Below are 24,319 nucleotides of genomic sequence, written 5' to 3' on the forward strand. Positions count from 1 at the left end.
CTTTTCGCGTATTCGCGTAAAAAAGTTGGGCCTTGCGTGCCCGGCATTTTGTAAATCAGCCCCGACCAATCGCAGTCGGGAATGGAGAAAATGATGAGCCTTGGACTCGTAGGTCGCAAGGTTGGCATGACCCGTATCTTCACGGCGGAAGGGGATTCGATTCCCGTCACCGTGCTGGACGTGTCGGACAACCGCGTGACGCAGATCAAGACTGTTGAAACCGACGGCTACACGGCCGTGCAGGTTGCATTCGGCTCCCGTCGTGCCTCGCGCGTGACGAAGCCGCTGGCAGGTCATCTCGCCAAAGCCGGTGTCGAAGCCGGTGAAATCCTCAAGGAATTCCGCATTGACGCGGCCAAGGCGGCTGAGCTGTCGAATGGCGCCGTGGTCGGTGCCGATCTTTTCGAAGTGGGCCAGAAGGTCGACGTGCAAGGCGTGTCGATCGGTAAGGGCTACGCCGGTACGATCAAGCGTTACAACTTCTCCTCCGGCCGTGCCACGCACGGTAACTCGCGCTCGCACAACGTGCCGGGCTCGATCGGTATGGCGCAGGATCCGGGTCGTGTTTTCCCGGGTAAACGCATGACGGGTCACATGGGTGACGTGACGGTGACGGTGCAGAACCTCGAAATCGCCCGTATCGACGCAGAGCGCAAGCTGCTGCTCGTGAAGGGTGCGATTCCGGGCGCGAAGGGCGGCAAGGTCTTCGTGACGCCGGCCGTCAAGACCAAGGGGGCGAAATAATGGAACTCAAGCTCCTGAACGAAAATGGTCAGGAAGGTGCAGTGGTCAACGCATCGGACGTCGTGTTCGGTCGTGACTACAACGAAGCGCTGATCCACCAGGTCGTCGTCGCTTACCAGGCGAATGCTCGCCAGGGTAACCGCGCACAGAAGGACCGTGAGCAAGTCAAGCACACGACGAAGAAGCCGTGGCGCCAGAAGGGTACGGGCCGCGCTCGTGCCGGTATGTCGTCGAGCCCGTTGTGGCGTGGCGGTGGTCGTATCTTCCCGAATTCGCCGGAAGAAAACTTCTCGCACAAGGTCAACAAGAAGATGCATCGCGCAGGTCTCTGCTCGATCTTCTCGCAGCTGGCCCGTGAAGGCCGTCTGTCGGTCGTCGAGGACATCATCCTCGAAGCGCCGAAGACCAAGCTGCTGGCCGAAAAATTCAAGACCATGGGTCTCGACTCCGTGCTGATCATTACGGATACGGTCGACGAGAACCTGTACCTGGCTTCGCGCAACCTGCCGCACGTGGCGATTGTCGAGCCGCGCTACGCTGACCCGCTGTCGCTGATCTACTTCAAGAAAGTGCTGGTCACGAAGGCTGCGGTCGCCCAGATCGAGGAGTTGCTGTCATGAGCGAGATTCGCAAGAACGATCATCGTTTGATGCAGGTCCTGCTCGCGCCGGTGATCTCGGAAAAGGCGACGCTGGTTGCCGACAAGAACGAGCAAGTCGTGTTCGAAGTCGCACCGGATGCCACGAAGCAGGAAGTGAAGGCGGCTGTCGAGCTGCTGTTCAAGGTTGAGGTTGATTCGGTCAACGTGCTGGTTCAGAAGGGCAAGCAAAAGCGCTTCGGCCGTTCGATGGGCCGTCGCAAGGACGTGAAGAAGGCGTACGTTTGCCTGAAGCCCGGCCAGGAAATCAACTTTGAAGCGGAGGCCAAGTAATCATGGCAATCGTTAAAGTTAAGCCGACATCGCCGGGTCGCCGCGCGATGGTCAAGGTGGTCAACAAGAACCTGCACCAGGGCAAGCCGTTCGCGGCACTGCTCGACTCGCAGAGCTCGACCGCCGGCCGTAACAACAACGGTCGTATCACCACGCGTCACAAGGGTGGTGGTCACAAGCAGCACTACCGTATCGTCGATTTCCGTCGCACGAAGGATGGCATTCCGGCAAAGGTCGAGCGTCTCGAGTACGACCCGAACCGTAGCGCGAACATCGCGCTGGTGCTCTACGCAGACGGCGAACGTCGCTACATCATCGCCCCGAAGGGCCTGACCGTCGGCCAACAGCTGATGTCGGGTTCGGAAGCGCCGATCCGTGCAGGCAACACGCTGCCGATCCGCAACATTCCGGTCGGTACGACGATTCACTGCATCGAGATGCTGCCGGGCAAGGGCGCGCAAATGGCGCGTTCGGCCGGTACGTCGGCCATGCTGCTCGCCCGTGAAGGCGTCTACGCGCAGGTTCGTCTGCGTTCGGGCGAAATCCGCCGCGTGCACATCGAGTGCCGTGCAACGATCGGTGAAGTCGGCAACGAAGAGCATAGCCTGCGCCAGATCGGCAAGGCTGGCGCGAACCGCTGGCGCGGTATCCGCCCGACGGTGCGTGGCGTTGCGATGAACCCGGTTGATCACCCGCACGGTGGTGGTGAGGGCAAGACGGCTGCAGGTCGCGATCCGGTTAGCCCGTGGGGTACGCCGGCTAAGGGTTATCGCACCCGTAGCAACAAGCGCACGACGACGATGATCGTCCAGCGCCGTCACAAGCGTTAAGGAGTAGGCAATGGCACGTTCTGTTAAAAAAGGTCCGTTCTGCGACGCCCATTTGCTGAAGAAAGTTGAGGCGGCTGCAGCTTCGCGCGACAAAAAGCCGATCAAGACCTGGTCGCGTCGTTCGACGATTCTGCCGGATTTCATCGGCCTGACGATCGCTGTTCACAACGGCCGTCAACACGTTCCGGTGTACATCTCGGAAAACATGGTCGGCCACAAGCTTGGCGAGTTCGCACTGACCCGTACGTTCAAGGGTCACGCAGCCGACAAGAAGGCCAAGAAATAAGGGGCAATCAAGATGGAAGTGAAAGCAATTCATCGCGGTGCCCGCATCTCGGCGCAGAAAACGCGCCTTGTGGCTGACCAGATCCGCGGTTTGCCGGTCGACAAGGCGCTGAACGTTCTGACGTTCTCGCCGAAGAAGGCGGCTGGCATCGTGAAGAAGGTTGTGCTGTCGGCAATCGCGAATGCGGAGCACAACGAAGGCGCTGATATCGACGAGCTCAAGATCAAGAGCATCTACGTCGACAAGGCTGCATCGCTCAAGCGTTTCACCGCGCGCGCCAAGGGCCGCGGTAACCGCATCGAGAAGCAATCCTGTCACATCACTGTGACGGTCGGGAATTAAGGAGCCATACGATGGGACAGAAAATTCATCCGACTGGCTTCCGCCTGGCTGTCAGCCGCAATTGGGCTTCGCGTTGGTACGCGAACAACAACAATTTCGCGGCGATGCTGCAGGAAGACATCGGTGTTCGTGAATACCTGAAGAAGAAGCTGAAGAACGCTTCGGTCGGTCGGGTCGTCATCGAGCGTCCGGCGAAGAACGCGCGCATCACGATTTACAGCTCGCGTCCGGGTGTGGTCATCGGCAAGAAGGGCGAGGATATCGAGCAGCTGAAGACGGAACTGCAACGCCGCATGGGCGTTCCGGTTCACGTCAACATCGAAGAAATCCGCAAGCCGGAAACCGATGCTCAGCTGATCGCTGACTCGATCACGCAACAGCTCGAGCGCCGGATCATGTTCCGTCGCGCGATGAAGCGTGCGATGCAGAACGCGATGCGTCTGGGTGCCCAAGGCATCAAGATCATGAGCGCGGGCCGTCTGAACGGTATCGAAATCGCTCGTACGGAGTGGTATCGCGAAGGTCGCGTGCCCCTTCACACGCTGCGTGCTGATATCGACTACGCGACCTCGGAAGCGAAGACGACCTACGGGATCATCGGCGTCAAGGTGTGGGTTTACAAGGGCGATACGCTCGGCCGCAACGACGCACCGGTGGTGGAAGAAGTAGCCGAAGACAAGCGTCCGCGTCGCAATGCGCGTCCGGGCGACCGTCGTCCGCGCCGTGACGGCGAAGGCGGCGCTCCGGGTGCTCGTCGTGGCGCACCGCGCCGCGGCGCCGGCAAGCCCGAAGACGGCAAGACTGGAGAATAACGATGCTGCAACCGAAACGCAGAAAGTATCGTAAAGAGCAGAAGGGTCGTAACACCGGCAAGGCGACGCGCGGCAACGCAGTGTCGTTCGGTGAATTCGGCCTGAAGGCTATCGGTCGCGGTCGTCTGACCGCACGCCAGATTGAAGCGGCGCGTCGTGCAATGACGCGTCACATCAAGCGTGGCGGCCGCATCTGGATCCGGATCTTCCCGGACAAGCCGATTTCGCAGAAGCCGGCCGAAGTGCGTATGGGTAACGGTAAGGGTAACCCGGAGTACTACGTCGCCGAGATTCAGCCGGGCAAGATGCTCTATGAAATGGACGGCGTAACCGAAGAACTGGCACGCGAAGCGTTCCGTCTGGCTGCAGCCAAGCTGCCGCTGAAGACGGCGTTCATCGTGCGCCAGCTCGGCGCCTAAGGAGAAAATATGAAGGCTTCCGAACTTCTCCAGAAAGACCAGGCCGCGCTCAACAAGGAGCTGGCGGACCTGCTGAAGGCGCAATTCGGCCTGCGCATGCAACTCGCGACCCAGCAGCTCACGAACACGAGCCAGCTGAAGAAGGTTCGTCGCGACATCGCACGTGTGCGGACCGTCATGACTCAGAAGGCGAACCAGAAATGAACGATAGCGTGAAAACCTCGCTGAAGCGGACGCTGGTCGGTCGGGTCGTCAGCAACAAGATGGACAAGACCGTCACCGTGCTGATCGAGCACCGCGTCAAGCACCCGATCTACGGCAAGTATGTCGTGCGTTCGAAGAAGTACCACGCGCACGATGAAGCGAACACCTACAACGAAGGCGATCTCGTCGAAATCCAGGAAACCCGTCCTGTTTCGAAGACGAAGGCCTGGACGGTGTCGCGCCTCGTCGAAGCAGCTCGCGTCATCTAAGCGGGCAGCGCAGTAGGCAGTAACAGGCACTTCTCCGCGAAGTGCTTGAAATCGCAAAGTATTTGCTTGCGTGACCAGGATTATTTGTTATAATCCTGGTCTTCCCTCTTTATGGGAGCCCCGTCGCGGGCGAAGTTGGTGGGGGAAGCGGACTGGCGCCTGCCTGTCCGAAAGATTCACCGAATTGCGATGGCGGGTTTCGTTTGCCGTCGCTGCTGTTCCAACCCAAGCAGCCGATTGGCTGACGGGACCAAGACTGACCGAATGCATCATGGTGGTGCATCCGGATTAAGTTGGGAAAGACAAACCATGATCCAGACCGAATCTCGGCTCGAAGTAGCCGACAACACGGGTGCACGTGAAGTCCTGTGCATCAAGGTGCTCGGCGGCTCGAAGCGTCGTTATGCCGGCATTGGCGACATCATCAAGGTGAGCGTCAAAGAGGCAACGCCGCGCGGGCGCGTGAAGAAAGGCGAAATTTACAACGCCGTGGTGGTCCGCACCGCCAAGGGCGTGCGCCGTCAAGACGGCTCGCTGATCAAGTTCGACGGCAACGCCGCTGTGCTTTTGAATAACAAGCTCGAGCCGATCGGCACCCGTATTTTCGGGCCGGTCACGCGTGAGCTGCGTAGCGAACGATTCATGAAGATCGTTTCGCTGGCGCCGGAAGTGCTGTAAGGAGTCGCGATGAACAAGATTCGCAAAGGTGACGAAGTCATCGTCGTCACTGGCAAGGACAAGGGCAAGCGCGGCGTCGTGCTGGCTGTCGGTGCAGAGCATGTGACGGTTGAAGGTATCAACCTCGTCAAGAAGCATGTGAAGCCGAACCCGATGAAGGGTACGACGGGCGGCGTGGAAGCGAAGACGATGCCCCTGCATATTTCGAACGTCGCACTGGTCGACGCGAATGGCAAGGCGTCGCGTGTTGGCATCAAGGTCGAGGAAGGCAAGAAGGTTCGCTTCCTGAAGACGACCGGTGCTGTACTGAGCGCCTGACGCAGCGGAGTAAAAAATGGCTCGTTTTCAAGAGTTTTACAAAGAAAAGGTTGTGCCCGGCCTGATCGAGAAGTTCGGTTACAAGTCGGTCATGGAAGTGCCGCGCATCACCAAGATCACGCTGAACATGGGTCTTGGCGAAGCGATCGCTGACAAGAAGATCATCGAGAACGCCGTTGGCGACCTCACGAAGATCGCTGGTCAGAAGCCGGTCGTGACCAAGGCACGCAAGGCAATCGCAGGCTTCAAGATCCGCCAGGGCTACCCGATCGGCGCGATGGTGACGCTGCGTGGCCAAGCGATGTACGAATTCCTCGACCGTTTCGTGACGGTTGCCCTGCCCCGCGTGCGTGACTTCCGCGGCGTGTCGGGTCGTGCTTTCGATGGCCGTGGCAACTACAACATCGGTGTGAAAGAGCAGATCATTTTCCCCGAAATCGACTACGACAAGATCGACGCACTGCGTGGGCTGAACATCAGCATCACGACGACTGCGAAGACCGACGACGAAGCAAAGGCTCTGCTCGCCAGCTTCAAGTTCCCGTTCAGAAACTGAGGTTACCGTGGCTAAACTGGCACTGATCGAACGTGAAAAGAAGCGCGCCCGCCTGGTCGCGAAGTTCGCAGCAAAGCGCGATGCGCTGAAGGCGATCGTCGAAGACCAAAGCAAGTCGGAAGAAGAGCGCTACGAAGCACGCCTTGAGCTGCAGCAACTGCCCCGCAACGCAAACCCGACCCGCCAGCGTAACCGCTGCGCGATCACGGGCCGTCCGCGTGGCACGTTCCGTAAATTCGGCCTCGCGCGTAACAAGATTCGTGAAATCGCATTCCGTGGCGAGATTCCTGGCCTGACCAAGGCGAGCTGGTAATAGGAGAAACGTAAATGAGCATGAGTGATCCTATCGCCGATATGCTGACTCGCATCCGCAACGGGCAGATGGTCGAGAAGGTATCGGTGTCGATGCCCTCGTCGAAAGTCAAGGTTGCAATCGCGCAAGTCCTGAAAGACGAAGGCTATATCGACGATTTCGCCGTGAAGGCGGAAGGTGCGAAGTCCGAACTGAATATCGCGCTGAAGTACTACGCCGGCCGTCCGGTCATCGAACGCATCGAACGCGTGTCGAAGCCTGGCCTGCGCGTGTACCGCGGCCGTAACGACATCCCGCAGGTCATGAATGGCCTCGGTGTGGCAATCGTGTCGACGCCGAAGGGCGTGATGACCGACCGCAAGGCGCGCGCTACCGGCGTCGGCGGCGAAGTCATCTGCTACGTCGCTTAAAGCCGAGGAGAGAGAAACATGTCTCGAGTAGGTAAGAGCCCGATCGCGCTGCAAGGCGCGGAAGTCAAGCTGGCCGACGGTGCGATCACCGTCAAGGGCCCGCTGGGCACCATCACGCAAGCGATCAATCCGCTCGTGAACGTGGCGAACAACGACGGCACGCTGAACCTGTCGCCGGTGGACGAAAGCCGCGAAGCAAATGCACTGTCGGGCACGATGCGCGCGATTATCGCGAATGCCGTGCACGGCGTGACCAAGGGTTTCGAGCGCAAGCTGACGCTGGTTGGCGTCGGTTATCGTGCGCAAGCGCAAGGCGACAAGCTGAACCTGTCGCTGGGTTTCTCGCACCCGGTGGTGCACCAGATGCCGGAAGGCGTCAAGGCAGAAACCCCGACGCAAACCGAAATCGTGATCAAGGGGATCAACAAGCAACAAGTCGGTCAAGTGGCTGCGGAAGTCCGCGGTTACCGTCCGCCGGAACCCTACAAGGGCAAGGGCGTGCGCTATTCCGACGAGGTTGTGATCCTCAAAGAAACGAAGAAGAAGTAAGGGTGCGCAATCATGGATAAGACTCAATCTCGCCTGCGCCGCGCTCGCCAGACGCGTATCAAGATCGCTGAGCTGCAGGTCGCGCGTCTCGCCGTGCATCGCACGAACACGCACATCTACGCTCAAGTGTTCTCGCCGTGCGGCACCAAGGTGCTCGCCAGCGCGTCGACGCTCGAAGCAGAAGTGCGCGCAGAACTGGCCGACAAGTCGGGCAAGGGCGGCAACGTCAATGCCGCGACGCTGATCGGCAAGCGTATTGCCGAAAAGGCAAAGGCTGCCGGCATCGAATCCGTCGCCTTCGACCGCTCGGGCTTCCGCTACCACGGCCGCGTCAAGGCGCTGGCTGAGGCAGCTCGCGAAGCTGGGCTCAAGTTCTAAGGAAGGAATTCGTCATGGCAAAGATGCAAGCGAAAGTTCAGGCTGACGAGCGCGACGACGGCCTTCGCGAAAAGATGATTTCGGTCAATCGCGTGACCAAGGTCGTGAAGGGTGGCCGTATTCTCGGCTTCGCCGCACTGACCGTGGTTGGCGACGGTGATGGCCGCATCGGTATGGGCAAGGGCAAGGCGAAGGAAGTGCCGGTCGCTGTCCAGAAGGCAATGGAACAAGCTCGCCGCAACATGTTCAAGGTGCCGCTCAAGAACGGCACGCTGCAACACGAAGTGCACGGCAAGCATGGCGCATCCGCTGTCCTCCTCGCTCCGGCGAAGGCAGGTACGGGCGTGATCGCCGGCGGCCCGATGCGCGCAGTGTTCGACGTGATGGGCGTTCAGAACGTTGTGGCAAAGAGCCACGGTTCGACGAACCCGTACAACCTCGTTCGCGCCACGCTGGACGGTCTGCGCAAGCAGTCCACCCCGGCAGACATCGCGGCGAAGCGCGGCAAGTCCGTCGAAGAAATTTTGGGCTAAGCCCGGGTGGTCACCATGTCTGAAAAAACTGTCAAGGTTCAGCTCGTTAAGAGCCTGATCGGGACCCGCGAATCGCACCGCGCGACCGTGCGTGGCCTGGGCCTGCGCCGACTCAACTCGGTCAGCGAGCTTCAGGACACGCCGGCGGTCCGCGGCATGATCAACAAGGTCTCGTACCTCGTTAAGGTCATCGCGTAAGCGGCCCTACGGATCAAGGAGTTGATATGGAATTGAATAACCTGAAGCCGGCAGCTGGCGCCAAGCACGCCAAGCGTCGCGTCGGCCGTGGCATCGGTTCGGGCCTCGGCAAGACGGCTGGCCGTGGTCACAAGGGTCAGAAATCGCGTTCGGGCGGCTTCCACAAAGTCGGTTTCGAAGGCGGTCAGATGCCGCTGCAACGTCGTCTGCCGAAGCGCGGCTTCACGTCGCTGACGAAGGAATTCGTCGGTGAAGTGCGCCTGGGCGACCTCGAGAAGCTGCCGGTCGATGAGATCGATCTGCTCGCACTGAAGCAAGCCGGCCTGGTCGGCGAGCTGACGAAGAGCGCAAAGATCATCGCGACGGGCGAACTGAAGCGCAAGATCGTCGTGAAGGGTCTCGGTGCCACCAAGGGTGCGCGCGCTGCGATCGAAGCGGCTGGCGGTTCGTTCGCCGAGTGACACGCGTAGCGCGTCGTCACTTGCATTCATCGGAGAAGGTACTTGGCTAACAGCCCGAGTCTTGCAAAACCCGGTCGAAGCACGGCGAAATTCGGCGATCTGCGCCGGCGAGCAATGTTCTTGCTCCTGGCGCTGATCGTCTATCGCATCGGCGCGCACATTCCCGTGCCGGGCATCGATCCGGATCAACTGGCTAAGCTGTTCCAGAGCCAGGCGGGCGGCATCCTGGGCATGTTCAACATGTTCTCGGGTGGCGCGCTTTCCCGCTTCACGATCTTTGCGCTGGGGATCATGCCGTACATCTCGGCGTCGATCATCATGCAGTTGCTGGCGATTGTCTCGCCGCAGCTCGAGGCGCTGAAGAAGGAAGGGCAGGCAGGGCAACGGAAGATCACGCAGTACACGCGGTATTTCACCGTGGTGCTCGCGACCTTCCAGGCGTTCGGTATCGCGGCTGCGCTGGAAAACCAGCCGGGCCTCGTTACTGACCCCGGCATGCTGTTCCGTCTGACGACGGTCGTGACGCTGGTTACCGGTACGATGTTCCTGATGTGGCTCGGCGAGCAGATTACCGAGCGTGGTCTGGGCAACGGTATCTCGATCATCATCTTCGGCGGGATCGCAGCAGGGTTCCCGAATGCCGTCGGTGGGTTGTTCGAGCTGGTGCGTACGGGTTCGATGAGCATCATTTCGGCGATCATCATCGTCGTCCTGATTGCCGCGGTGACTTACCTGGTCGTGTTCATCGAACGCGGTCAGCGCAAGATCCTCGTGAACTACGCGAAGCGCCAGGTCGGCAACAAGATCTACGGTGGGCAGTCGTCGCATCTGCCGCTGAAGCTGAACATGTCGGGTGTGATTCCGCCGATCTTCGCATCGTCGATCATTCTGTTCCCGGCAACGATTCTCGGCTGGTTCAGTACCGGTCAGCCGACGGGAAGCTGGATTTCCAATACGTTGCATAACGTTGCGGAAGCGCTGAAGCCGGGCCAGCCGGTCTATGTGCTGCTGTACACGCTGGCGATCGTGTTTTTCTGCTTCTTCTACACCGCACTGGTGTTCAACAGCAGGGAAACCGCAGACAACCTGAAGAAGAGTGGCGCGTTTGTTCCGGGCATCCGCCCGGGCGATCAGACCGCACGATATATCGACCGCATCCTCACGCGTCTGACGCTGGCCGGTGCGATCTACATCGTCTTCGTGTGTCTGCTGCCAGAGTTTCTGGTGCTGCGCTGGAACGTGCCGTTTTATTTTGGTGGAACGTCGCTGCTGATCATTGTCGTCGTCACGATGGACTTTATGGCGCAGGTGCAGTCGTACGTTATGTCGCAACAGTATGAGTCACTGCTCAAGAAGGCGAACTTCAAGGGCGGCAACATCCCGATGCGTTGAAAGGACTATGGCCAAAGACGATGTAATCCAGATGCAGGGTGAGGTGATCGAAAACCTCCCGAATGCGACCTTCCGTGTGAAGCTGGAAAACGGCCATGTCGTGTTGGGGCATATTTCCGGAAAGATGCGGATGCACTACATCCGCATCCTGCCGGGCGACAAGGTGACGGTTGAATTGACGCCTTACGATCTGTCTCGTGCGCGGATCGTGTTCCGGGCGAAGTGATTTGAAAAAAGGGTATTATCATGAAAGTGATGGCATCGGTTAAGCGCATTTGCCGCAATTGCAAGATCATCAAGCGCAAAGGCGTCGTTCGCGTGATCTGCAGCTCGGATCCGCGCCACAAGCAGCGCCAAGGCTGACCGCGCGTTTGTTTGCGCTTTTTGTTTGAGGAAAAACAATGGCTCGTATCGCAGGGGTTAACATCCCGAATCACCAGCACACCGAGATCGGCCTGACGGCAATCTTTGGTGTCGGCCGCACCCGTTCGCGCAGCATCTGCGTGGCAGCTGGCGTCGATTTTTCGAAGAAGGTCAAGGACTTGACCGACGCAGACTTGGAAAAGCTGCGTGAAGAAGTGGGCAAGTTTGTCGTCGAAGGCGATCTGCGCCGTGAAGTGACGATGAACATCAAGCGCCTGATGGACCTCGGTTGCTACCGTGGTGTTCGTCATCGCAAGGGCCTGCCGATGCGCGGTCAGCGTACGCGTACGAACGCACGTACTCGCAAGGGTCCGCGTCGTGCAGCGCAAGCGCTGAAGAAGTAAGCGGAACTGACAGTTACAGGAAAACGTAATGGCTAAGGCTTCGAACACCGCGGCGCAACGCGTTCGCAAGAAGGTTAAGAAGAACGTCGCTGAAGGCGTGGTTCACGTTCACGCGTCGTTCAACAACACGATCATCACGATCACCGATCGCCAAGGCAACGCACTGGCATGGGCGACGTCGGGCGGTCAGGGCTTCAAGGGCTCGCGCAAATCGACGCCGTTCGCTGCCCAGGTCGCAGCCGAGTCGGCTGGCCGCGTCGCGATGGAATACGGCGTGAAGAATCTGGAAGTGCGGATCAAGGGCCCGGGCCCGGGTCGCGAGTCGGCAGTGCGCGCACTGCACGGCCTCGGCATCAAGATCACCGCGATTTCGGACGTCACCCCGATTCCGCACAACGGCTGCCGTCCGCCGAAGCGTCGTCGTATCTAAAGGTGTGCTGGCACGTTCGTGCTAGCACATTGCCTGTCGCCGCTTAGCGTCGACGGGCGTTGCTTTTTTGATTGACTAAGCCCACCGTTCGCCCCAAAGGGCGCGAACTAGCGCGGATTCAGATCTGCGTGACTGATTGATAGAGGAATGCAAAGTGGCACGTTATATCGGCCCGAAGGCCAAGCTGTCCCGCCGTGAAGGCACCGACCTGTTCCTGAAGAGCGCACGCCGCTCGCTCGCCGACAAGTGCAAGCTCGACAGCAAGCCGGGTCAGCACGGCCGTACCTCGGGCGCACGTACGTCCGACTACGGTACGCAGCTGCGCGAAAAGCAGAAGGTCAAGCGTATCTACGGCGTGCTGGAGCGTCAGTTCCGCCGCTACTTCGCTGAAGCCGACCGCCGCAAGGGCAACACGGGTGAAAACCTGCTGCAACTGCTCGAGTCGCGTCTCGACAACGTCGTGTATCGCATGGGCTTCGGCTCGACCCGCGCTGAAGCGCGTCAGCTGGTGAGCCACAAGTCGATCACCGTGAACGGCGTCGTTGCGAACGTCCCGTCGCAGCAAGTGAAGGCAGGTGACATCGTCGCGATCCGCGAAAAGGCGAAGAAGCAGGCGCGTATCGTCGAAGCGCTGTCGCTGGCCGAGCAAGGCGGCATGCCGAGCTGGGTTGCAGTCGATGCGAAGAAGTTCGAAGGCACGTTCAAGCAAATGCCGGAACGCGCTGAAATCGCAGGCGACATCAACGAAAGCCTGATCGTCGAATTGTATTCGCGTTAATCCGATTGACGGCCGAGGTACCCCGATTGCGTTGCGCAAGGAGGGGCCTCGGCTGTTTATTTTCTGGTTGTTACCGGTCAGCCTTATCGGTGTAACGAGCCGAGGGTATTGAAAAGGAAAGCCCATGCAAACCAGTTTGCTGAAACCCAAGATCATCGCCGTGGAATCGCTGGGCGAGAACCACGCGAGGGTGGTCATGGAACCGTTCGAACGCGGTTACGGCCACACCTTGGGCAATGCGCTTCGCCGCGTGCTGCTGTCGTCGATGGTTGGCTACGCGCCGACCGAAGTGACGATCGCGGGCGTGGTGCACGAGTACTCGACGCTGGATGGCGTGCAGGAAGACGTCGTCAACCTGCTGCTGAACCTGAAGGGCGTGGTGTTCAAGCTGCATAACCGTGACGAAGTGACGGTTACGCTGCGCAAGGAAGGTGAAGGCGTTGTCACGGCCGGCGATATCGAGCTGGCTCACGACTGCGAAGTCATCAACCCGAATCACGTGATTGCGCACCTGTCGAAGGGCGGCAAGCTCGACGTTCAGATCAAGATCGAAAAGGGTCGCGGCTATGTGCCCGGCAACGTTCGTCGCTACGGCGAAGACACGGCCAAGATCATCGGCCGCATCGTCCTCGACGCATCGTTCTCGCCGGTTCGCCGCGTGAGCTACGCTGTCGAAAGCGCACGTGTCGAGCAGCGTACCGACCTCGACAAGCTCGTGATGAACATCGAGACGAGCGGTGTGATCACGCCGGAAGAAGCGATCCGTCAATCGGCCCGCATCCTGGTCGACCAGCTGTCCGTGTTCGCGGCGCTGGAAGGCACGGAAACGGCAGCCGAAGCGCCGTCGCGTGCACCGCAGATCGACCCGATCCTGCTGCGTCCGGTGGACGATCTCGAGCTGACGGTTCGTTCGGCGAACTGCCTGAAGGCCGAGAACATCTACTACATCGGCGACCTGATCCAGCGCACGGAAAACGAGCTGCTGAAGACGCCGAACCTCGGTCGCAAGTCGCTCAACGAGATCAAGGAAGTACTCGCTTCGCGCGGTCTCACGCTGGGCATGAAGCTCGAAAACTGGCCGCCGGCTGGTCTCGACAAGTAAGCCTGGTTGTTGCTGTAGTTGGCAAAGATGCGGATTTTCCTTTAAAATCCGCATCTTGCTTTTTTTCGTTACCGGCCCGTGCACCCATCGAGGTGCGATAGAAGAGCTGGATCAAAACTTTGAATCAAGGAAACTGAAATGCGCCATCGTCATGGTCTGCGGAAACTGAACCGCACGAGCAGCCACCGTCTGGCTATGCTCCGTAACATGTCCAACTCGCTGATCGAGCACGAAGTCATCAAGACGACGCTGCCGAAGGCGAAGGAACTCCGTAAAGTCGTCGAGCCGCTGATTACGCTCGGCAAGAAGCCGTCGCTGGCAAACCGTCGCCTGGCGTTCAACCGCCTGCGCGATCGTGACTCGGTGGCGAAGCTGTTCGACGTGCTCGGTCCGCGTTTCGCGAACCGTCCGGGCGGCTACCTGCGCGTGCTGAAGTTCGGCTTCCGCGTGGGCGACAACGCGCCGATGGCACTGGTCGAGCTGCTCGATCGTCCGGAAGTCGACGAAACGGAAAACGTGCAAGAAGCTGAGTAAGCTTCCGGTACGCAGCAGTATCTGAAAGGGGCCGAGCAATTGCTTGGCCCTTTTTGTTTTTCCGGCGCCGGCTGCGATCGATTGTCGCAGGGCGGTGCCGGCAGCGTTGCGCGGGCTGCGCTACGATACGGGGCAGCCGGCGCGCGCTCCAGGTGGGCAATTCGCGTCGGCAGGAGCCGATAGACCAGCCAGGAGGGCGCGGATGATAGTGGTGCTGATGCTGACGACGGTGCCCGATGCCGAGACCGCCAAGACGCTTTCCGACGGTGCGCTCGATGGGCGGCTTGCCGCGTGCGTGTCGGAGCTCGGCGCGATCAAGTCGCGCTACCACTGGCAGGGCAAGGTCGAAACGGCCGACGAGATCCAGTTGCTGTTCAAGACGAGCCCTGTGCGGGCGCTCGAACTGGAGCGATTTATTCTCGCGCATCATCCTTACGAGACGCCCGAAATCGTCTCGTGGCAGACGACGGCATCGGCCGCGTACGGCCAGTGGGTGACGAGCGAAACTCAACGTCTATTTCATGTTTAACGGTATGGCGCTTCCCGTGCGCGTGCGCGCGCTGCGATTCCTCGCAGTCCTGTTGTCGTTCATGCTCGTGCTCGGCAGCCTGTCGGTCGCGCGCGCGGCCGACGATTTCCTCGATCCGTCAGTTGCGTTCAAGTTCAGTGCGAGTGAATCGCCGGGGCAGGTGGACGTCCACTTCAAGGTCGCCAACGGCTATTACCTGTACCGCGAGCGGTTTGCGTTCGCGGTGAAGAGCGGGCAGGCGACGCTCGGCGATCCGCAATTTCCGGCCGGCCACGTGAAGTTCGACCAGACGTTCCAGAAGGACGTCGAGACCTACCGTGACGAAGTCGTCGTGCATGTGCCCGTCAAGCAGGCGTCAGGTCCGTTCGAGCTCGCGGTGACGTCGCAGGGGTGCGCGGACGAGGGCATCTGCTATCCGCCGGCCGAGCACGTCGTGAAGGTCGATGGCGCCGCGCTGGGCGCCGCCTCGTCGTCGCCGTCGTCCGCCGATGCGGTTGCCGCGGGCAGCTGGTTCGACAAGGTCACGAGCGCCGATTTCGCGCAGTCGCTGCTCGAAGGGCATGGCTTCTTCACGATCGTCGGACTGTATTTCGTCGCGGGCGTCGTGCTGAGCCTCCTGCCGTGTTCGTATCCGATGATTCCGATCGTGTCGGCGATCATCATCGGACAAGGCACACGCGCGACGCATGCGCGCGGCTTCGCGTTGTCGCTGACCTATGTGGTCGGCATGGCGCTGGTCTACACGGTGCTCGGCATCGCCGCGGCGCTGGTGGGCCAGAGCCTCGGCGCGTGGCTGCAGAACCCGTGGGTGCTCGGCGCGTTCGGCGTGCTGTTGACCGCGTTTGCCGTCTCGCTGATCTCGGGCAAGGACATCGCGCTGCCCGCACGCTGGCAGAACGGCGCGGCCGAGGCATCGAGCGCGCGCCAGGGCGGTCATTTCGTCGCGGTCGCGGCGATGGGCGCGCTGTCCGCACTGGTTGTCGGCGCATGCATGACGGCACCGCTGTTCGCGGTGCTCGCCTTCATCGCGCACACGGGCAATGCGCTGCTCGGCGGCGCTGCATTGTTCGCGATGGGGCTGGGGCTGGGCGTGCCGCTGCTGGTCGTCGGTGTCGGGGCCGGGACGGTACTGCCGCGCGCCGGCGCTTGGATGGACGGCGTGAAGGTGTTCTTCGGCATCGTGCTGCTCGCAGCCGCGCTGTGGATCGTGTGGCCGGTGCTGGCCGGTGGCCTGAAGATGGTGCTCGCTGCGTTGTGGCTGCTGATCGCGGCCGCGGCGCTTGGGCTGTTCACGCCGAATGCTGGCGCCACGTCGATCTGGCGTCGCCTTGGCCGTGGCTTGGGCGCTGCGCTCGCGATCTGGGCGGCCACGCTGCTCGTCGGCTTGGCCGCGGGCTCGACCGATCCGGTCAAGCCGCTGGCGGTGCTGGCGGCACGCACGGTTGCGTCGGGCGGTACGGCGGCAGCAGGCGCGGCCGTTGCTCAGGACGGTCCCGCGTTCGCATCGGTGCGCTCGAGCGGCGAGCTCGACACGCTGCTGAAGACGGCGGGCCAGCCCGTGATGCTCGACTTCTACGCCGACTGGTGCGTGAGCTGCAAGGAGATGGAGCATCTGACGTTTACCGACGCGCGCGTGCAGGCGCGACTCGCGCAGCTTCACCTGGTGCGCGCGGACGTCACCGCGAACAACCCGGATGACCAGGCGCTGCTGAAGCGCTTCAACCTGTTCGGCCCGCCGGGCATCATCTTCTTCGATCGAAGCGGCAACGAGATCGGGCGCGTGGTCGGCTATCAGGCGGCCGAGACGTTCCTGCGCAGCCTCGACCGGGCTGCGGTCCCGACGGTATGACCATGCGCGTCGCGGGCGCGCTGGTGCCAACCGGCGCGCTTTCGTGGCATGAATTGACGATCGAGGCATACGGCCGCGATCGACAGCAAACAAAAAAACGGCGGGACACCGAAGTGTCCCGCCGTTTTTCTTTCCACCTGCCGGCAGGCGCTTAGCGCTGTGCTTTCAGCAGACGCGCGGCGTCGAGCGCGAAGTACGTGAGCACGCCGTCGGCGCCCGCACGCTTGAACGCGAGCAGCGATTCCAGCACGACCTTGTCGTGATCGAGCCAGCCGTTCATCGCGGCGGCCTTCAGCATCGCGTATTCACCGCTCACCTGGTACACGTAGGTCGGGAAGCGGAACTCGTCCTTCACGCGGCGCACGATGTCGAGGTACGGCATGCCGGGCTTGACCATCACCATGTCGGCGCCTTCGTCGATGTCCAGGCGCACTTCGCGCAGCGCTTCGTCGCTGTTCGCCGGATCCATCTGGTAGGTCATCTTGTTGCCCTTGCCCAGATTGGACGCCGAGCCGACCGCGTCACGGAACGGGCCGTAGAACGCCGACGCGAACTTGGCCGAATAGGCCATGATCCGCGTGTGGATATGACCGTCGCTTTCCAGCATTTCGCGGATCGCGCCGATGCGGCCGTCCATCATGTCCGACGGCGCGACGATGTCGACGCCGGCTTCCGCCTGCGCGCGCGCCTGATCAATCAGGATTTCGATCGTGTCGTCGTTGATCACGTAGCCGTTTTCGTCGAGCACGCCGTCCTGGCCGTGGCTCGTGTACGGATCGAGTGCGACGTCGGTCAGCACGCCGAGTTCGGGGAAGCGCTTCTTCAGCTCGCGCACCGCGCGCGGGATCAGGCCTTCCGGATTGGCTGCCTCGCGACCGTCAGGCGTTTTCACCGACGGCTCGATGGCCGGGAACAGCGACAGCACGGGCACGCCGAGTTCGACGCACTGCTCGGCGACCTGCATCAGCAGATCGACGGACACGCGTTCGACGCCGGGCATCGACGGCACCGGCTGCCGTTCGTTGGTGCCTTCGACGACGAACACCGGATAGATCAGGTCGTCGGTGGTCAGGCGGTTTTCGCGCATCAGGCGCCGGGAGAAGTCGTCGCGGCGCATCCGGCGCGGACGATGAAGCGGATGGAAGCTCATGGCGATTGGGTAGAAATCAGGGCAGTAAGACCTTACGGAACCCTTAGGTCATTTTCGGGAGCGTTGGTATATGATAGCGATCGAGCGGCACGCGTCGCGTGCAGCTCCCCGCTTCTCCTCCCTGAGCGGGTGCCTGTCGTTTTTCGATTAGGCTGTTTGACCCGCCGTTCAACGGCGGGTTTTTTTATGAGCCGGCCGAAACCGCAGGCGCCGTCAGGTGCGCGCCGCCGATCCCGGCCGCGCGTTGCCCGATCATTGTGCTACAGGCTCGCTTTTTTCGTCGGCGACGGACGGCCGCACCCAGCTTTCGATCAATTCGTGCGCCTCGTCGAGCCCAATGCGCTTCATCGCCGAGAACAGCTGGACCGTCAGCTTGCCCTGAACGCCCTGGTCACGATACGCATCGAGCCCCTTTTGCGTGGTCCGCAGCGCGTTGATGCTTTCCTGCCGCGTCAATTTGTCGCACTTCGTCAGCAGCGTGTGGATCGGCTTGCCGGTCGGCACGAACCACTCGATCATGCGGCGGTCGAGATCGGTCAGCGGACGGCGCGAATCCATCATCAGGATCAGGCCGCAGAGCTGCGAGCGGGTCGCGAGGTAGGACGACAGCAGCATTTCCCAATGCGCCTTGGCGGCGCCGGGCACTTCCGCGTAGCCGTAGCCGGGCAGGTCGACGAGGTTTGCGACGGGTTCGGCGGCCGGGCCGACGGAGAAGTAGTTGATATGCTGCGTGCGGCCGGGCGTCTTCGACGCGAAGGCGAGCCGCTTCTGGTTGCACAGCACGTTGATCGCCGTCGACTTGCCGGCATTCGAGCGGCCCGCGAACGCGATTTCCGGCTGGACCGTCGGCGGCAGGTCGCGCAGATGGTTGACGGTCGTGTAGAAGCGGGCTTGATGGAGCAGAAAGGCCATGGGAACCGGAAGGACGGGCGGCGCGAGCCGCTTGGTGGAGGCGGGGTAGCCCCGATAGGCGCCGGAGCTTTCAACACGATATTGTACAATACGGCGGTTTTACCGATGGCTACCGGGCGCCTGCCTCGCGCTTTTATGTAGCTTCTGCGGTAGACTGAACGCCGTCGTTTTTTGCAGAACCTCAAATTCCCACAAGACGAAACAGGGTGTGCGAATGAATCGACTGTGCAAGTCTCTGATGGTGCTTCAGGTTGCAGCAGGGTTCGTAGGTTTGGTAGCGGAGGCAAACGCGGCGGATGCGGCAAAGCCGGATCTCGACCGTGGCAAGGCGATTGCCGGGCAAGTCTGCGCGTCGTGTCACGGCGCCGACGGCAATAGCGCGTCGGGCAGTTTCCCGAAGCTCGCCGGCCAGCATCCCGAATATCTGGTCAAGCAGTTGAACGACTTCAAGACGCAGCCGGGCGCGAAGGGGCCGGTGCGTACCAACGCGGTGATGGTCGGATTCGCGAGTGCGCTGAGCGCGGACGACATGCGCAACGTCGCGGCGTACTACGGGTCGCAGACGACGAAGCTCGGCACCGCACGCGATGCGGCAACCGTGCCGATCGGCCAGAAGATCTATCGCGGCGGCATCGCGGAAAAGGGCGTACCCGCCTGCGCGAGCTGCCACGGGCCGACAGGGCAAGGGATCCCGGTTCAGTACCCGCGTCTGTCGGGGCAATGGGCCGATTACACGGTCGCGCAGTTGACCGCGTTCCAGCAGGGTGCCGGCGCGCGCAACAACAACGAGGCGATGCATCAGATCGCCACGAGGCTGTCGGACAACGAGATCAAGGCCGTCGCGGATTACATCGCGGGCCTGCGTTGAGCGGTCAGCCGCGAACGGAATGACCGGGCGCCCGAAGGGCGGCCGGAGTCAGAACAAGAAAAGGGTGGGGCGCCGCATCGTTGCGGTTGCCTCGCCCTTCTTTTTTGTCAGCGCGCCGGCCGTCACGAGCGTGCTGGCCGCCCCTTCGGGGGCAATAATCAAAGTGAGCGTTGGGGGCTGTTTCCCCTGAGTCGGAGTTTGAATGAGCGTTACCACGTCGGGGTTGCAGTCGAAGTCGGGTCAGGGTGCACCGAAGCGTGCGGTCGAGTTGCTGAGCTCGATGCGCTTCGCGATTGCGCTGCTGGTGGTGCTGTCGATTGCGAGCATCATCGGCACGGTCCTGACCCAGGACGATCCGTATCCGAATTATGTGAACCAGTTCGGGCCGTTCTGGGCGGACATCTTCCGCTCGCTCGGCCTGTACAACGTGTACAGCGCGTGGTGGTTCATGCTGATCCTGATCTTCCTCGTCGTGTCGATCTCGCTGTGCGTGATCCGCAACGCGCCGAAGATGCTCGCCGATGCGAAGAGCTGGAAGGACAAGGTTCGCGAAGGCAGCCTGCGGGCGTTCCACCACAAGGCCGAATACACGACGTCCGGCACGCGCGCGACGGTCACGGCGACGCTCGCGACGTTCGTCACCAAGGCCGGCTACAAGCACATCGTGCGTGAGAACGACGGCGCGACGCTGATCTCCGCGAAGCGCGGTGCAATGACCAAGTGGGGCTACATCTCCGCGCACCTCGCGATCGTCGTGATCTGTATCGGCGGCCTGCTCGACAGCAACCTGCCGATCAAATTCCAGATGTGGATGTTCGGCAAGAGCCCGGTCAACACGAGCGCGACGATCAGCGAGATCTCGCCCGACCATCGCCTGTCCGCGTCGAACCCGACGTTCCGCGGCTACGCGTGGGTGCCCGAGGGGCAGTTCGTGTCGACCGCGATCCTGAACCAGCCGAGCGGCTCGCTGATCCAGGACCTGCCGTTCTCGATCCAGCTCAACAAATTCATCGTCGACTACTACACGACGGGCATGCCGAAGCTGTTCGCGAGCGACATCGTCGTGATCGATCGCGAGACCGGCCAGAAGATCCCGGCGCGCGTCGAGGTCAACAAGCCGTTCACGTACAAGGGCGTGTCGATCTACCAGTCGAGCTTCCAGGACGGCGGCTCGCAGATGCAGATGACGGCCTACCCGATGACCGGCGGCAACGCGAAAACCTTCCCCGTGAAGGGGACGATCGGCAGTTCGGCGCCGCTGCAGATGCCGGGCAACGACGGCGACACGATCGAGTTCTCCGATTTCCGCGCGATCAACGTCGAGAACATGGCCGACGCGAACGGCAAGCCGGACGTGCGCGGTGTCGCGACGACGAGCTCGCTGAAGGAAGCGTTCGACGAACGCCTGGGCTCCGGCGCGAAGACGTCGAAGCCGACGCAGCTCCACAACATCGGCCCGTCCGTGCAGTACAAGATCCGCGGCAAGGACGGCCAGGCGCGCGAATTCAACAACTACATGCTGCCCGTCGACATGAACGGCGAGCGCGTGTTCCTCGCCGGCGTTCGTGCGAGCCCGAACGACCCGTTCCGCTACATGCGGATTCCGGCCGACAGCCAGGATTCGATCGGCGAATGGATGCACCTGCGTGCCGCGCTCGAGGATCCGTCCGCGCGCGCCGAGGCCGCTGCGCGCTTCGCGCAGCGTTCGCTGCCGGGCATGGACGCATCGCTGCGCAGCCGCCTGCAGGACAGCGCGCTGAAGGTGCTGACCCTTTTTGCGGCGGGCGACGACAGCGTCGGCCGTGGCGCCGATGGCCAGCCGATCGGCGGCTTCCAGGCCGTGGCGACGTTCATCGACCGCTCGGTGCCGAAGGCCGAGCAGGAGAAGGCCGCGAGCCTGCTGTTGCGCATGCTCGAAGGCTCGATGTGGGAGGTCTGGCAGATCGCGCGCGAGCGTGCGGGCGAGCCGGCGGCGCAGCAGGGCACCGACACGATCCGCTTCGTGCAGAACGCGATCAACGCGCTATCCGACAGCTTTTTGTATGGATCGCCGGTCTATTTGCAGCTTGACTCATTCAAGCAGGTGCAAGCTTCGGTATTTCAGTTGACGCGCGCACCCGGCAAGAATCTGGTGTATCTTGGCAGCCTGCTGCTGGTCGCCGGCATCTTCTCGATGTTCTACGTGCGCGAGCGGCGCCTCTGGTTCTGGTTGAAGGACGCCGGTTCGGGCGTCGATGTGGTGATGGCAATGTCCACGGCCCGCAAGACCTTCGATTTCGAGAAAGAGTTCGTGCAGACGCGCGACGCGGCCGGTGCCGCCTTGCACGCCGCACCTCGCGACGCCGCACCGGCCGGTGCGGTATCGACGGCCCGTCCGCCTGCCGGCGGCGGTTCCGATTCCGAGAATTCCACCCGGTAACATCATGGATCTCACGCAAGTCTCCTCTTCCCATCGGGCGTCGGCCCAGGCTCCGGTTACGGCGCCGCTGTTCGACGACCGTCCGTTCCTCGCGCGCCTGTCGCTGCTCGACTGGCTGTTCGCACTGGCGCTCGTGGTGGGCGCGGGCTATGCGCTCGTGCACTACAACGCGCACATGGATTACTACGACAAGGCGGTGATGATCGGCACCGTGCCGGCGCTCATCGCGCTCGGCTGGCGCTGGAAGCCCGCGCGACTGATGATGGCGTCGATCGCCGTGCTGGCGTTGCTGTCGATCCAGATCTACCAGGGCGATCTCGCGCGCGCCGATTCGGCGTTCTTCCTCAAATACTTTCTGTCGAGCCAGTCGGCGATCCTGTGGATGAGCGCGCTGTTCGTGCTCGCGACGATCTTCTACTGGATCGGCTTGCTCGCGCGCTCGGAGTCGGGCTCCGCGATCGGCCAGAAGCTCACGTGGGTCGCCGTGCTGATGGGCTTCACCGGCCTGATGGTGCGCTGGTACGAGTCCTACCTGATCGGTGCGGACGTCGGGCACATTCCGGTATCGAACCTGTATGAAGTGTTCGTGCTGTTCAGCCTGATCACTGCGCTGCTCTATCTGTATTACGAAGGCCACTACGGCACGCGCTCGCTCGGCGCATTCGTGCTGCTGGTGATCAGCGCGGCCGTCGGCTTCCTGATGTGGTACTCGGTCGCGCGCGACGCGCAGCAGATCCAGCCGCTCGTGCCGGCGCTGCAAAGCTGGTGGATGAAGATCCACGTGCCGGCGAACTTCATCGGCTATGGCAGCTTCGCGCTGTCGGCGATGGTGTCGGTCGCGTACCTGATGAAGGAGCGCGGCGTGCTCGCCGATCGCCTGCCGACGCTCGACGTGCTCGACGACGTGATGTACAAGTCGATCGCGGTCGGTTTCGCGTTCTTTACGATCGCGACGATCCTCGGCGCGCTGTGGGCCGCCGAAGCATGGGGCGGCTACTGGAGCTGGGACCCGAAGGAAACCTGGGCGCTGATCGTGTGGCTCAACTACGCGGCGTGGCTGCACATGCGCCTGATGAAGGGCCTGCGCGGCACGGTGGCCGCATGGTGGGCGCTCACGGGCCTGCTCGTGACGACCTTCGCGTTCCTCGGCGTCAACATGTTCCTGTCCGGGCTGCACAGCTACGGCAAGCTGTAAGATTTCCGCTGTTCGTCCGACTATGAGACCGCCGGTGCACTGCGTGCCCGGCGGTTTTCTTTTGTAACGGGCGGGCGGTCCGGGCGTCGAACGGCGCAAGACGGGCCGGGTCGAACGCTCATGAAACTGCGCGCGGCGCAGGCAGGAGGAGCAGCACGATGTGGATCAAACGCCCTTTGCGGAACGTACTGACCGGCGGCGATATTGCGCCCGGCGAAATCACGCCGCGAGCGGTGTTCGAGAACCGGCGGCGCGTATTGCAGGCGGCCGGCCTCGCGGCGGCGGGCGGGTTGCTCGGCGGCAGCGGCGCAGCATTGGCCGGCTATGCGTCGCCCGATGCGCGGGCCGCGAAGCTCGCGGCGAAGACGAATCCGAAGTTCGTCGCGGCCGACAAGGTGACGCCGTTCAAGGACATCACCACCTACAACAACTTTTACGAATTCGGCACCGACAAGAGCGACCCCGCGCAAAACGCGGGCACGCTGCGGCCGCGCCCGTGGCGGGTGAGCGTCGAGGGCGAGGTGCTGCATCCGAAGGTGTTCGATCTCGACGAACTGCTGAAGCTCGCGCCGCTCGAGGAGCGCGTGTACCGGCTGCGCTGCGTCGAGGGCTGGTCGATGGTGATCCCGTGGATCGGCGTGCCGCTGTCCGAGCTGATCAAGCGCGTGCAGCCGACCGGCAACGCGAAATACGTGCAGTTCGTCACGCTGGCCGATCCGTCGCAGATGCCCGGCCTCTCGACGCCCGTGCTCGACTGGCCGTACTCGGAAGGATTGCGGATGGACGAGGCGATGAATCCGCTGACGCTGCTGACAATGGGCGTTTACGGGCAGGTGCTGCCGAACCAGAACGGCGCGCCGGTGCGGATCGTCGTACCGTGGAAGTACGGCTTCAAGAGCGCGAAGTCGCTCGTGAAGATCCGCTTCGTCGACAAGCAGCCGAAGACGAGCTGGAACACGTACGCGTCGAACGAGTACGGCTTTTATTCGAACGTGAACCCGAACGTCGATCATCCGCGCTGGAGCCAGGCGACCGAGCGGCGCATCGGCGAGGACGGCTTTTTCACGCCGAAGCGCAAGACGCTGATGTTCAACGGCTACGGCGACCTGGTCGCGTCGATGTATCAGGGCATGGACCTGAAGAAGAACTTCTGAGGGCGATGG

Annotated in this window: 36 protein-coding genes; 34 read left to right on the forward strand and 2 right to left on the reverse strand. The window is 61.9% G+C overall.

Annotation, left to right across the window (positions count from 1 at the left end):
- The first annotated feature begins 93 nt into the window (after positions 1-93).
- From rplC to dsbD, 30 genes are all read left to right on the forward strand, one after another.
- The gene (gene rplC / locus LGM89_RS33275; RefSeq protein ID WP_006482922.1) at positions 94-744 is read left to right on the forward strand and encodes a 50S ribosomal protein L3; all 651 of its coding nucleotides are present in this window, start codon (positions 94-96) and stop codon (positions 742-744) included.
- A complete protein-coding gene (gene rplD / locus LGM89_RS33280) occupies positions 744-1,364 on the forward strand; it encodes a 50S ribosomal protein L4 (protein ID WP_011350675.1) in 621 nt (206 codons plus the stop codon). Before rplC ends, rplD begins: the two co-directional genes overlap by 1 nt.
- A complete protein-coding gene (rplW, locus tag LGM89_RS33285; protein WP_004199275.1) occupies positions 1,361-1,675 on the forward strand; it encodes a 50S ribosomal protein L23 in 315 nt (104 codons plus the stop codon). The genes rplD and rplW overlap by 4 nt, the downstream gene beginning before the upstream one ends.
- Before the next feature lie 2 nt (positions 1,676-1,677).
- Positions 1,678-2,505 carry a 50S ribosomal protein L2 gene (gene rplB / locus LGM89_RS33290; RefSeq protein ID WP_006482900.1) on the forward strand — a complete coding sequence of 276 codons (828 nt, stop codon included), beginning with the start codon at positions 1,678-1,680 and terminating at the stop codon, positions 2,503-2,505.
- 10 nt (positions 2,506-2,515) lie between these two features.
- Positions 2,516-2,791 carry a 30S ribosomal protein S19 gene (rpsS, locus tag LGM89_RS33295; RefSeq protein WP_004199273.1) on the forward strand — a complete coding sequence of 92 codons (276 nt, stop codon included), beginning with the start codon at positions 2,516-2,518 and terminating at the stop codon, positions 2,789-2,791.
- Between the two features lie 12 nt (positions 2,792-2,803).
- The gene (gene rplV, locus LGM89_RS33300) at positions 2,804-3,133 is read left to right on the forward strand and encodes a 50S ribosomal protein L22 (RefSeq protein WP_004199272.1); all 330 of its coding nucleotides are present in this window, start codon (positions 2,804-2,806) and stop codon (positions 3,131-3,133) included.
- A gap of 11 nt (positions 3,134-3,144) precedes the next feature.
- Entirely contained in the window at positions 3,145-3,945 is an 801-nt protein-coding gene (gene rpsC, locus LGM89_RS33305; RefSeq protein WP_006482899.1) for a 30S ribosomal protein S3, read from the forward strand.
- 2 nt (positions 3,946-3,947) lie between these two features.
- Complete coding sequence (rplP, locus tag LGM89_RS33310; protein WP_006482873.1) at positions 3,948-4,364, forward strand: 50S ribosomal protein L16; 417 nt, start codon at positions 3,948-3,950, stop codon at positions 4,362-4,364.
- Positions 4,365-4,373: 9 nt separating this feature from the next.
- The gene (rpmC, locus tag LGM89_RS33315) at positions 4,374-4,568 is read left to right on the forward strand and encodes a 50S ribosomal protein L29 (protein WP_006400652.1); all 195 of its coding nucleotides are present in this window, start codon (positions 4,374-4,376) and stop codon (positions 4,566-4,568) included.
- On the forward strand, positions 4,565-4,837 hold the full coding sequence (gene rpsQ, locus LGM89_RS33320) for a 30S ribosomal protein S17 (RefSeq protein ID WP_006477189.1): 273 nt from the start codon (positions 4,565-4,567) through the stop codon (positions 4,835-4,837). Before rpmC ends, rpsQ begins: the two co-directional genes overlap by 4 nt.
- Before the next feature lie 309 nt (positions 4,838-5,146).
- The gene (gene rplN / locus LGM89_RS33325; protein ID WP_006482918.1) at positions 5,147-5,515 is read left to right on the forward strand and encodes a 50S ribosomal protein L14; all 369 of its coding nucleotides are present in this window, start codon (positions 5,147-5,149) and stop codon (positions 5,513-5,515) included.
- Between the two features lie 9 nt (positions 5,516-5,524).
- Positions 5,525-5,833, forward strand: a complete 309-nt coding sequence (gene rplX, locus LGM89_RS33330; protein ID WP_006477187.1) for a 50S ribosomal protein L24 — start codon at positions 5,525-5,527, stop codon at positions 5,831-5,833.
- 16 nt (positions 5,834-5,849) lie between these two features.
- Positions 5,850-6,389: a 50S ribosomal protein L5 gene (gene rplE, locus LGM89_RS33335; RefSeq protein WP_006477186.1), complete on the forward strand. Its 540-nt coding sequence runs from the start codon at positions 5,850-5,852 to the stop codon at positions 6,387-6,389.
- A 7-nt stretch (positions 6,390-6,396) separates the two neighbouring features.
- On the forward strand, positions 6,397-6,702 hold the full coding sequence (gene rpsN, locus LGM89_RS33340; protein WP_011350676.1) for a 30S ribosomal protein S14: 306 nt from the start codon (positions 6,397-6,399) through the stop codon (positions 6,700-6,702).
- Between the two features lie 14 nt (positions 6,703-6,716).
- Positions 6,717-7,112 carry a 30S ribosomal protein S8 gene (gene rpsH / locus LGM89_RS33345; RefSeq protein WP_011350677.1) on the forward strand — a complete coding sequence of 132 codons (396 nt, stop codon included), beginning with the start codon at positions 6,717-6,719 and terminating at the stop codon, positions 7,110-7,112.
- 18 nt (positions 7,113-7,130) lie between these two features.
- Positions 7,131-7,661, forward strand: coding sequence for a 50S ribosomal protein L6 (rplF, locus tag LGM89_RS33350; RefSeq protein WP_006758786.1), 531 nt, complete (start codon positions 7,131-7,133; stop codon positions 7,659-7,661).
- Positions 7,662-7,673: 12 nt separating this feature from the next.
- Positions 7,674-8,039, forward strand: a complete 366-nt coding sequence (gene rplR, locus LGM89_RS33355; protein WP_006477183.1) for a 50S ribosomal protein L18 — start codon at positions 7,674-7,676, stop codon at positions 8,037-8,039.
- A 14-nt stretch (positions 8,040-8,053) separates the two neighbouring features.
- Entirely contained in the window at positions 8,054-8,572 is a 519-nt protein-coding gene (gene rpsE, locus LGM89_RS33360) for a 30S ribosomal protein S5 (RefSeq protein ID WP_006482895.1), read from the forward strand.
- Between the two features lie 15 nt (positions 8,573-8,587).
- Positions 8,588-8,770: a 50S ribosomal protein L30 gene (rpmD, locus tag LGM89_RS33365; protein WP_006400644.1), complete on the forward strand. Its 183-nt coding sequence runs from the start codon at positions 8,588-8,590 to the stop codon at positions 8,768-8,770.
- A 26-nt stretch (positions 8,771-8,796) separates the two neighbouring features.
- Complete coding sequence (gene rplO, locus LGM89_RS33370) at positions 8,797-9,231, forward strand: 50S ribosomal protein L15 (RefSeq protein WP_006482880.1); 435 nt, start codon at positions 8,797-8,799, stop codon at positions 9,229-9,231.
- Between the two features lie 42 nt (positions 9,232-9,273).
- Positions 9,274-10,623 (forward strand): preprotein translocase subunit SecY, encoded by a 1,350-nt coding sequence (gene secY, locus LGM89_RS33375; RefSeq protein WP_006482915.1) that lies wholly within the window; start codon positions 9,274-9,276, stop codon positions 10,621-10,623.
- A gap of 7 nt (positions 10,624-10,630) precedes the next feature.
- A complete protein-coding gene (gene infA, locus LGM89_RS33380; RefSeq protein ID WP_004521905.1) occupies positions 10,631-10,849 on the forward strand; it encodes a translation initiation factor IF-1 in 219 nt (72 codons plus the stop codon).
- A gap of 20 nt (positions 10,850-10,869) precedes the next feature.
- A complete protein-coding gene (gene rpmJ / locus LGM89_RS33385; RefSeq protein WP_004199844.1) occupies positions 10,870-10,986 on the forward strand; it encodes a 50S ribosomal protein L36 in 117 nt (38 codons plus the stop codon).
- Positions 10,987-11,024: 38 nt separating this feature from the next.
- Complete coding sequence (gene rpsM / locus LGM89_RS33390) at positions 11,025-11,390, forward strand: 30S ribosomal protein S13 (RefSeq protein WP_006477178.1); 366 nt, start codon at positions 11,025-11,027, stop codon at positions 11,388-11,390.
- A 28-nt stretch (positions 11,391-11,418) separates the two neighbouring features.
- Complete coding sequence (rpsK, locus tag LGM89_RS33395) at positions 11,419-11,820, forward strand: 30S ribosomal protein S11 (RefSeq protein ID WP_004197937.1); 402 nt, start codon at positions 11,419-11,421, stop codon at positions 11,818-11,820.
- A gap of 154 nt (positions 11,821-11,974) precedes the next feature.
- Positions 11,975-12,598, forward strand: coding sequence for a 30S ribosomal protein S4 (gene rpsD, locus LGM89_RS33400; RefSeq protein ID WP_021161733.1), 624 nt, complete (start codon positions 11,975-11,977; stop codon positions 12,596-12,598).
- A gap of 124 nt (positions 12,599-12,722) precedes the next feature.
- Positions 12,723-13,700 carry a DNA-directed RNA polymerase subunit alpha gene (locus LGM89_RS33405; protein ID WP_006477176.1) on the forward strand — a complete coding sequence of 326 codons (978 nt, stop codon included), beginning with the start codon at positions 12,723-12,725 and terminating at the stop codon, positions 13,698-13,700.
- 138 nt (positions 13,701-13,838) lie between these two features.
- Positions 13,839-14,234, forward strand: a complete 396-nt coding sequence (gene rplQ, locus LGM89_RS33410; protein WP_006477175.1) for a 50S ribosomal protein L17 — start codon at positions 13,839-13,841, stop codon at positions 14,232-14,234.
- Between the two features lie 202 nt (positions 14,235-14,436).
- Positions 14,437-14,763, forward strand: a complete 327-nt coding sequence (gene cutA, locus LGM89_RS33415; protein WP_226208120.1) for a divalent-cation tolerance protein CutA — start codon at positions 14,437-14,439, stop codon at positions 14,761-14,763.
- Entirely contained in the window at positions 14,756-16,612 is a 1,857-nt protein-coding gene (dsbD, locus tag LGM89_RS33420; protein ID WP_226275290.1) for a protein-disulfide reductase DsbD, read from the forward strand. The genes cutA and dsbD overlap by 8 nt, the downstream gene beginning before the upstream one ends.
- A 151-nt stretch (positions 16,613-16,763) precedes the next feature.
- On the opposite strand, the gene hemB is transcribed toward dsbD, so the two are convergent.
- On the reverse strand, positions 16,764-17,762 hold the full coding sequence (gene hemB, locus LGM89_RS33425) for a porphobilinogen synthase (RefSeq protein WP_089424302.1): 999 nt from the start codon (positions 17,760-17,762) through the stop codon (positions 16,764-16,766).
- A 252-nt stretch (positions 17,763-18,014) separates the two neighbouring features.
- Positions 18,015-18,674, reverse strand: coding sequence for a ribosome biogenesis GTP-binding protein YihA/YsxC (gene yihA, locus LGM89_RS33430; protein WP_089444802.1), 660 nt, complete (start codon positions 18,672-18,674; stop codon positions 18,015-18,017).
- A gap of 214 nt (positions 18,675-18,888) precedes the next feature.
- On the opposite strand from yihA, the gene LGM89_RS33435 reads away from it, so the two are divergent.
- The 4 genes from LGM89_RS33435 to msrP all read left to right on the forward strand — a co-directional run bounded on the left by LGM89_RS33435 (position 18,889) and on the right by msrP (position 24,310).
- Positions 18,889-19,542, forward strand: coding sequence for a c-type cytochrome (locus tag LGM89_RS33435; RefSeq protein WP_089493946.1), 654 nt, complete (start codon positions 18,889-18,891; stop codon positions 19,540-19,542).
- 202 nt (positions 19,543-19,744) lie between these two features.
- Positions 19,745-21,961 carry a cytochrome c biogenesis protein ResB gene (locus LGM89_RS33440; RefSeq protein ID WP_089493947.1) on the forward strand — a complete coding sequence of 739 codons (2,217 nt, stop codon included), beginning with the start codon at positions 19,745-19,747 and terminating at the stop codon, positions 21,959-21,961.
- Positions 21,962-21,965: 4 nt separating this feature from the next.
- Positions 21,966-23,156, forward strand: coding sequence for a c-type cytochrome biogenesis protein CcsB (gene ccsB / locus LGM89_RS33445; protein ID WP_222215005.1), 1,191 nt, complete (start codon positions 21,966-21,968; stop codon positions 23,154-23,156).
- A gap of 158 nt (positions 23,157-23,314) precedes the next feature.
- On the forward strand, positions 23,315-24,310 hold the full coding sequence (msrP, locus tag LGM89_RS33450) for a protein-methionine-sulfoxide reductase catalytic subunit MsrP (protein WP_089493949.1): 996 nt from the start codon (positions 23,315-23,317) through the stop codon (positions 24,308-24,310).
- The last annotated feature ends 9 nt before the right edge of the window (positions 24,311-24,319 follow it).

Source organism: Burkholderia sp. AU31624 (genome assembly GCF_020420065.1).
Classification (GTDB): Bacteria; Pseudomonadota; Gammaproteobacteria; order Burkholderiales; family Burkholderiaceae; genus Burkholderia.